Raw genomic sequence first — 7,504 nt, 5'->3', positions numbered from 1 at the left:
CCGTTGGGGCGGACGACGGGAGCTCGTTGGCTAGGGGCGTCGGCCAGGCGCTCATCGGACAGGCGCCCGCCGCTCGCTGGGCTAGCCGCGGGTTCCTTACCGTCCGGCCGGCCCTACACGGCGGAGGCGGCCGCGCTCCGGGCACCCGCACCCGCACCCGCACCCGCACCCGCCAGGGTGTGGGCCGCGAGGGCCGTGCACAGGGTCTGGAGACCGTGTATCCGGGTCGGCGAGTGGCCGGTCAGGGCCTCGATACGGCCCAGCCGGTAGTCGATGGTGCTGCGGTGGATGATGAGGTCGGCCGCGGCCCGGGCCCGGTTGCCGTCGGCGGCGATCAGTGCCTCCAGCGTGCGCAGCAACTCCGGCCGGGTGACGACGGGTTCGATCAGCGCGATCAGCCGACGGGACACCTCGGGATTGCTCGCCACGGCGAACTCCACGGCCACGTCGTCGAGTTGGTGAACGCCCGGTCGCCGTCCCAGCGCGCACACCACCCGCAGGACGTCCTCGGCCTCGCGCACCCCGCGCGCCAGTTCCTCGTACGGCCGCCAGGTCACCGAGATCCAGACCGCGTCACCGAGATCGGCACGGATCCGCCGAGCGAGACGCAGCGCCTGCTGCCAGTCCCCCGCGGGTGCCAGAACCGTGCCCCGGCCGCCGCGCAACCGTATCTGCGTACCCGCTCCGCAGAGCCGGCCGAACACCCTGGTCAGCGCGTGGTCGGTGCAGCCCAGTGCCTGCACGCCCAGCACGGCCCACGTACGGGGCGGGGTGATCGGGCTCACGGACTCCGGCAGACCGACGAACCCGGGAAGCAGAACGGGATGAACCGGCTGGACTGACTGGACCGGCTGGACCTGCTGAACTGGCTGGACCGGCTGGAGAAGAAGTGGCTGCAGGGTCATACACGTCGTCCTTGCACCAGGGGGCGCCGCCGCCCGGCGCCGCCTTCCTGTACAGACAACAGGACCGTCATCACAGGAGCATCCGGACCACATCAAAGCTTCATCAGAGCCAGTGCGGGGCTGTGAGGAGCCGGGTCCGTGAGCCCCCCAAGCCTCTCACTCCGAACGGGCCGTCCGCCCCGGCATTCAGAGTTCTTCGGACAATCGCCGCACAGCCTTCCCCCACCCGCGGCGAGGCCCCAAAGATGATCGCGGGCTCCTTCCCCAGCCCCGATCCCGCGCGGCAGGGCGACTCCCCCCTTCGGCCCTGCCGCCCGGCCGGGCCCTCCCCGTGCTGCGTACGGATTTCGCCCGGAAGGCAACCCCACGCCTGGCGGCGGCGACCTGAAGGTGAACGATCCCCCCACCACGAGGAGTTCGCCCATGCGCCAGCACCTCGCACGTCTGCTCACGGTCTTATCGGTGTTCGCCGCGCTGGTCTTCGTGGCCGGCACGACGGCGCCCCGCGCGGAGGCACGCGCCGCGGCCCCGGTGGCGGCCGCCGCCGACAACTGGAACCCGCCCTCGAACCTGGTCCAGCCCCTGAACGAGGTGTGGAACCACGTCGAGTCGACGTACGGAAACCTCTACGGCTTCCGCAACTACGGCTGGGACCAGGTCATGGCCAACCGCGGAAGCATCAACTACTGCGTCCGCTGGGAGTCCGACGCCCCCGTCTCCGCCGCGCTGCGCGACCGTATCCACGCCGCGCTGAAGAAGCAGTTCGGCAAGTGGATGTCGGCCATGGTGGAGAACGGCACGGGCCACAACGCCTGGCCGTACACCAACGTCCCGGTCAACATCGTCGGCTGGGCGGTGAAGAACCGCTCCACCCTCCAGTGGACCGACAACTCCGTCGACATCTACACCAACATCCTCGACGGTGGCGGCGCCCCCCAGTGCGCCCCCGACTGCGGCCGCTTCTTCCACCAGGACGGCAACTACTCCCGCTGCCCCGGTGGCGTGGCCCGCCACTACGACCAGTCCCTCTGGCTGACCAAGGGCTTCCAGGGCGGCGCCGGCGGTGACTGGGGCCAGCGCCTGGGCCAGGAGTACTTCACGGGCGCCCTGAACCAGGAGAACATCCACATCTACCTGCACGAGGTCGGCCACACCTTCGGCCTCGACGACTTCTACGACTGGACCCCCACGGGCCAGTGCTGCTTCCTCATGAAGGCGGGCAGCGCGGCGCAGATCACCGAGTTCGACAAGTGGATGTTCCGGGACTTCTGGCGGCACGTGAAGTACCGCTACGGCCTCTGAGCCCCACCTACGGAAGCACCAGAAGCACCAGAAGCACCGGAAGACCCGGAGGCACCGGAAGACCCGGAGGCACCGGAGGCACCGGAGGCGGCACGTCGCCTGCCGGTGCCTCGCCATTCTGTCCGTCCACACCCTGTGGATGGACGCTTGCGTAGGCTCAGCGCGTCATAGTTGACGGCTTGCCTTGGAGGACAGGTGCCGGCACTCCAGCGGATCACTGCACGCAATGCCCGCTTCCAGCAGTGGGAGTCACTCCTCAGTAACCGCAACAAGCGGACTCGGGCGGGTGAGTTCCTGGTGCAGGGGGTTCGTCCGATCTCGTTGGCCGTGGAGTACGGCTGGCCCATCAGGGTGCTGATCCATGACGGCAAGCGGAAGCTGTCGCAGTGGGCGGAGGAACTGCTGCGAACGGTGGATGCCGAGCGGATTGCCATGGCGCCTGACCTGCTGATGGACCTCGGGGAGAAGAGCGGGAGCGCACCGGAGGTCGTCGCTGTCGTCGAGATGCCGGCCGACGACCTCGGCCGGATCCGGGCCGACAGCGCCTTCTTGGGCGTCCTGTTCGACCGGCCGACGAGCCCGGGGAATGTCGGAAGCGTCATCCGGTCCGCGGACGCCTTCGGGGCGCACGGGCTCATCGTGTCAGGACACGCCGCCGATGTGTACGACCCCAAGTCGGTGCGCGCCAGCACGGGCTCCCTCTTCGCCCTGCCGACCGTGCGCGTGCCCTCGCCCGACACCGTGATGACCTGGGTCGACGCGATGCGGACCGAGGGGCAGCCGGTCGTTCTGGTCGGCACCGACGAGAAGGGGGACTGTGATGTCTTCGACTTCGACTTCACCCAGCCGGTACTGCTGCTGATCGGCAATGAGACGTCCGGGCTGAGCAACGCCTGGCGGAACCTCTGTGATCACACGGTCAGCATTCCGATGACCGGATCCGCGAGCTCCCTCAACGCCGCCAACGCTGCCACCGCCGTGCTGTACGAGGCACACCGGCAACGCATCACCGCCGCGAGACGCCCTGCCTGACCTACGGGGATCCGCACTGCTCGGTACGGCGGTTCTCGACCACTACTTGAGTCTGGTCGATGGCGACGTCGTGTCGGCCCCCTGGTAATCGCACCCGTGAGGTGTGGTGGGGTCAGGGAAGGTCACCTGCGGTTCACGCGGTTGCTGTACTTCGCTGCTGCACTGCTGCGCTGCTGCACTGCTGCACTGCTGCCTCCCCTCTCCTTTTCTCCTTTCCCATGCAACTCTTCAGGCTCACCAGACGTCCTTCTCTGGGCCCGCACGTCTGTCCTGGAGAGGAACCCATGTCCCGGCCCCATCACAAGCGCTCCCGTCGTCCCGTCGTCCTGGGCGCCACCGCCGTCGCGGCCGCCCTGGCCGGTGGCCTGCTCATCACCCTGCCCGGCGGCGCGAGTGCCGCCGGGTCGGGCTTAGCCGACGACTTCAACGGCGACGGCTACCGCGATCTGGCGACCGGCGCCCCGGGTGCTGTCGCGGGCGGGAAGGCGAAGGCGGGTGCCGTGGTCGTCAACTACGGCTCGTCGAGCGGTATCAGCGCCGCGCGCCACAAGACCACATCGCAGGGTTCCTCCGGCGTGCCGGGCAGCTCGGAGACCTCCGACCGCTTCGGCACCGAACTCGCGCACGGCGACCTCAACAGAGACGGCTACGGCGATCTCGTCGTGGGCACACCTCTGGAGGACGTCAGCGGCGATGCCGACGGCGGTTCGGTGACGATCCTGTGGGGCGGCTCGTCCGGCCTGTCGGGCGGCACGACGATCAGCGACCCGAACGCGTCGGGCCACGACCGGTTCGGCCAGTCCCTCGCGGTCGGTGACTTCACCGGCGACGGGAAGGCCGATCTGGCGGTCGGTTCCACCGGCAAGGACGTGTGGATCTTCAAGGGCGGCTTCACCAAGTCCGGCGGCGCGGCCGGGAAGCTGCGCTTGGACACGCAGATCGAGTCCGGCGCGTACCCCAAGGGCGCCGTCCAGCTGGCCGCCGGGGACTTCGACAACGACGGGACGGACGACGTGGTGGTCGGGTCCTCCGCGGGCAACTTCGTCTACCGGGGCGCCTCGACCGGGCCCACGCTGCAGACCGAGGCGGGCCCGGGGTACGCGAGCGCGCTCACCGTGGCCGACTTCGACCGCGACGGGCACGACGACCTGGTCGTCGGCACCGACTCCCCCTCTGTCACGGACCAGACGGCGGACGGCGGCTACGTCACGGTGTTCTACGGCGGTGCGGCGGGCGTCGACACCACGCGCAGCGCCGTCTTCAGCCAGGACACCGCGGGTGTGCCGGGAGCGGACGAGTCCTGGGACTTGTTCGGCGGCACACTTGCCGCGGGCGACGTCAACGGCGACGACTACCCGGACCTCGCCGTCGGCGCGCCCTTCGAGACCATCGGCTCCGCGAGCCACGCAGGCAGTGTCTGGGTGCTGCGCGGCGGCGCATCCGGCCTGACGGCAACCGGCGCCCAGTCCTTCAACCAGGGCACCTCGGGCGTCCCGGGCGCCAACGAGTCGTCGGACCTGTTCGGCGACGCCATCCACCTCGCCGACCACAACAAGGACGGCCGCGCTGATCTGTCACTGGGCGCGGGCGGCGAGAACAGCGACGACGGCGCCGTATGGGTCCTGCGCGGCGCCACCGGAGGCGTCACGACCACCGGCGCGGTGAGCTTCGGCGCGTCGTCCGTGGGCATCGGGAACCCGGGGGAGGACCCCATGTTCGGGGACGCGATGTCGGGCTCCTGATCATGTAGACAGAGCCGGAAGGGGCGGCACCGGAGGATTCCGGATGCTGTTGGCGAATGCTCCGTCGTAGGGTCGCCGAGTGGCTCGCGAGTCCCAGCGACACACCGCTTTCACGGCGTGTCGCTGGGACTGAGAAGCCAATTGGTCTCATCTCCGGATTCGCCGACAGCGTCTGGAGGCCTCGCTGTTCAGGCTGGAGCAGCGGGCGTGTGACCTCGGCCTGAACCAGCGGTTGGACCCAGCCTGGGTGCGGGCGAACGCGGCACCCGACGGAACCCACTACCTGTGGCCCGCCCTGTGGAACAGCCTGCTCCACCGCCCGGACGTGCCACGTCAGCTGCGGTGCGAGCTGTTGATCACTCTGCGGGCGGGAGAACGTGTGATGAGCCTGCTGGACGTGCTTCCCGACGACTTCACCCCACTGCCGAGGGTGACGTCACGCGAAGAAGGCACACAGGTCAGCGAGCTCCTCGACCGTGCTCCTTCGGTCAGGGAATGGCTGCTCCAGGAGGGCGAGGGCTCGGGCCGACTGTGACAGGGGCGTCGCCCTTCGGCGAGGCCGACCGCGTTGGCGTGGCCGTCGATCTTGGTCACTGATCCCGTGTAGCTGGACCGACGCCGAACTTATGACGATGCCCTTGCAGTGCTTCGGGCGGGCATGCGAGAAGACCTGCGCGTCGGTGCAGACGGCACTGCGCCCTGAGCCTGGGAAGCTGAGGTGAGCTGGGGGCGGGAGCTCTGTGCGGCGGCTCAAGTGCCGAGCGCGCGAGCAAGGCAAAGGCAGTCGCGACCCCGCACACCCGTGCTGGCGAACTGCTCGACCACCTGCTGGAAGAGGAGCGCGAGGCGGTCGACCTCGTCCTCAAGCAGATGGAAATCGTGGCCGACCTGTGGACGCCTGCCGCGAAGTGGACGCGAGCACGTGGTGGGCGGACCAGGTCCGGACCGTCTGCCTCTCAGGGCCAGGTGCGCTCGATGCGGTCGCGTCGTACTGCGTAGGCCGCGGGACCACCCCTGCCCACTGCCCGGTGGATCGCCTCACGGTGCGCGTCGAGCCGTTCGACCATCTCGGCACTGCGCAGCTGCTGGTTGTCCAGGTAGAACAGCACTGCCTCACGCTCCAGAACGGGCCGGATTTCCAGGTCCCGAGTCTTGATCCGCCCGTCCTTCGAGAGCGGGACCCAGGAGCGGTCGAGACCGTACGTGATCCACTCCTCGTCCGGGACGTCCTGTCCATCGTCCGGGAAGACATCCCCGATGCGGTGAACCGTCCACCCGCAGGCCATCAGCCCCTCCGCCACACGACGACCGAGATTCCGGTCGAGGAAGAACTCAGGCGACAAGGTGCACCACTGCCTGGCAGAGCGCGTCCACCTGCTCAGGCGTCATGTCGTAGTCGTACGCGATGTCCTCGACGGTTTCCCCGGCCTCCCACAGGTCGGTGATCGCTTGGACCGTGACGCGGTTGGCGGCCACGACAGGGAGTCCGTGGCCGAACCTCGGGTCGATCACGACGGGGACAGAGTCCGGGTACTGCCTCAGTCGCAGGCTGGAGGGGAAGTCGTCGCCCGGCTCCCAGGTGAGGTAGCGGAGATAGTCGGAGACCACTTCCTGGATGGGGACCTGACCGTCGCGCGCTCTGCGGAGATCCCCCCAACCGTGCTCGATGAAGATGTCCACGCCGTCCGTGGCGATCCGCTTGGACACGAGGCCATAGGGGGTGTCGAAGGCGTCCCGTACGGCGGCGGCCGCCTCCCTGATCTCGCTCATACGGAGCCCCAGGGAGCGCAGAGAACGAAGGACGTGTGCCTCGGCCACCGCGATGAACGGCACCGAAGGCTGCCCCTTCCGCACCGGCTCGACCTGGTGGACCAGTGGTGCTCCGGCGGCCCTGCCCTTCAGCCACGAGGTGAGAGTCGACTGCGGGATCTCAAGGTAGGAGGCCGTTTCCGTGGGCGTCAGAAGCCCGTCCTTGAACCTGTCGACCATGCCCCACCTCCCGTTGGCACCGGGTTTCGCATCGTGCCACACCAAGCCTCCCACCTGCGGGTGGACCGCACACCCAGCCAACGGCTCAGCCGGCCGCAGGGAGTCGGTCCTGTGACCGGCAGTCCCGGCAGAGGCCGGGTTCCGCCGTGCGGAACCCCCGGTCGCAGCCGTCGCAGTTCCGCATGGGCACGACCGCCGGGCGGGCTGAGGGTTCAGCGCTCCTGGCCGGTGCGGGCAGGTGAAGGGGAGTCTCCTTGAGCCGGTAGGCGAGGATGCCGGCCGGGCGGGTCAGGAGGCTGCCCGGGAGTCCTGCGGTGAGGTGGTCCGTGATGTGCGTGGGCAGAAGGCCCGCCGCGAGCCACCGGGTGACGGCCGGGGCGAGGCGGGCGGCTTCCTGCTCGGACAGGACGAGGCCATAGGGGGTGTCGAAGGCGTCCCGTACGGCGGCGGCCGCCTCCCTGATCTCGCTCATACGGAGCCCCAGGGAGCGCAGAGAACGAAGGACGTGTGCCTCGGCCACCGCGATGAACGGCA

7 protein-coding genes and 1 pseudogene are annotated in these 7,504 nt (G+C 69.2%); 4 read left to right on the top strand and 4 right to left on the bottom strand.

Features of this window, described 5'->3' with window-relative positions; translation table 11 throughout:
* Positions 1-113 precede the first annotated feature (113 nt).
* Complete coding sequence (locus tag FNH04_RS37295; RefSeq protein WP_194236942.1) at positions 114-905, bottom strand: PucR family transcriptional regulator; 792 nt, start codon at positions 903-905, stop codon at positions 114-116.
* A 423-nt stretch (positions 906-1,328) separates the two neighbouring features.
* On the opposite strand from FNH04_RS37295, the gene FNH04_RS37290 reads away from it, so the two are divergent.
* From FNH04_RS37290 to FNH04_RS37270, 4 genes are all read left to right on the top strand, one after another.
* Positions 1,329-2,207, top strand: coding sequence for a hypothetical protein (locus tag FNH04_RS37290; protein WP_152790267.1), 879 nt, complete (start codon positions 1,329-1,331; stop codon positions 2,205-2,207).
* A 195-nt stretch (positions 2,208-2,402) separates the two neighbouring features.
* Positions 2,403-3,239: a TrmH family RNA methyltransferase gene (locus FNH04_RS37280; RefSeq protein ID WP_322724957.1), complete on the top strand. Its 837-nt coding sequence runs from the start codon at positions 2,403-2,405 to the stop codon at positions 3,237-3,239.
* A gap of 284 nt (positions 3,240-3,523) precedes the next feature.
* The gene (locus FNH04_RS37275; RefSeq protein WP_152790264.1) at positions 3,524-4,981 is read left to right on the top strand and encodes an FG-GAP-like repeat-containing protein; all 1,458 of its coding nucleotides are present in this window, start codon (positions 3,524-3,526) and stop codon (positions 4,979-4,981) included.
* Between the two features lie 247 nt (positions 4,982-5,228).
* Positions 5,229-5,516 (top strand): hypothetical protein, encoded by a 288-nt coding sequence (locus FNH04_RS37270; RefSeq protein WP_228031832.1) that lies wholly within the window; start codon positions 5,229-5,231, stop codon positions 5,514-5,516.
* Between the two features lie 421 nt (positions 5,517-5,937).
* On the opposite strand, the gene FNH04_RS37265 is transcribed toward FNH04_RS37270, so the two are convergent.
* The 3 genes and pseudogenes from FNH04_RS37265 to FNH04_RS37255 all read right to left on the bottom strand — a co-directional run.
* Entirely contained in the window at positions 5,938-6,324 is a 387-nt protein-coding gene (locus FNH04_RS37265) for a PIN-like domain-containing protein (protein WP_152790262.1), read from the bottom strand.
* A complete protein-coding gene (locus FNH04_RS37260; protein ID WP_152790261.1) occupies positions 6,314-6,970 on the bottom strand; it encodes a DUF433 domain-containing protein in 657 nt (218 codons plus the stop codon). The genes FNH04_RS37265 and FNH04_RS37260 overlap by 11 nt, the downstream gene beginning before the upstream one ends.
* An 85-nt stretch (positions 6,971-7,055) precedes the next feature.
* Positions 7,056-7,504: pseudogene (locus tag FNH04_RS37255) on the bottom strand (hypothetical protein); the annotation flags it as partial.

It is taken from the genome of Streptomyces phyllanthi, from assembly GCF_009377205.1.
Classification (GTDB): Bacteria; Actinomycetota; Actinomycetes; order Streptomycetales; family Streptomycetaceae; genus Streptomyces; species Streptomyces phyllanthi.
Note: the sequence above shows the minus strand (reverse complement) of the source record. Positions and strands in the feature narration are given on the sequence as shown.

Excerpts from the sequence above, each read along its gene's own strand:
- FNH04_RS37295 (WP_194236942.1), bottom strand. The coding sequence starts at position 905 with ATGACCCTGCAGCCACTTCTTCTCCAGCCGGTCCAGCCAGTTCAGCAG.
- FNH04_RS37275 (WP_152790264.1), top strand. The coding sequence starts at position 3,524 with ATGTCCCGGCCCCATCACAAGCGCTCCCGTCGTCCCGTCGTCCTGGGC.
- FNH04_RS37290 (WP_152790267.1), top strand. The coding sequence starts at position 1,329 with ATGCGCCAGCACCTCGCACGTCTGCTCACGGTCTTATCGGTGTTCGCC.
- FNH04_RS37260 (WP_152790261.1), bottom strand. The coding sequence starts at position 6,970 with ATGGTCGACAGGTTCAAGGACGGGCTTCTGACGCCCACGGAAACGGCC.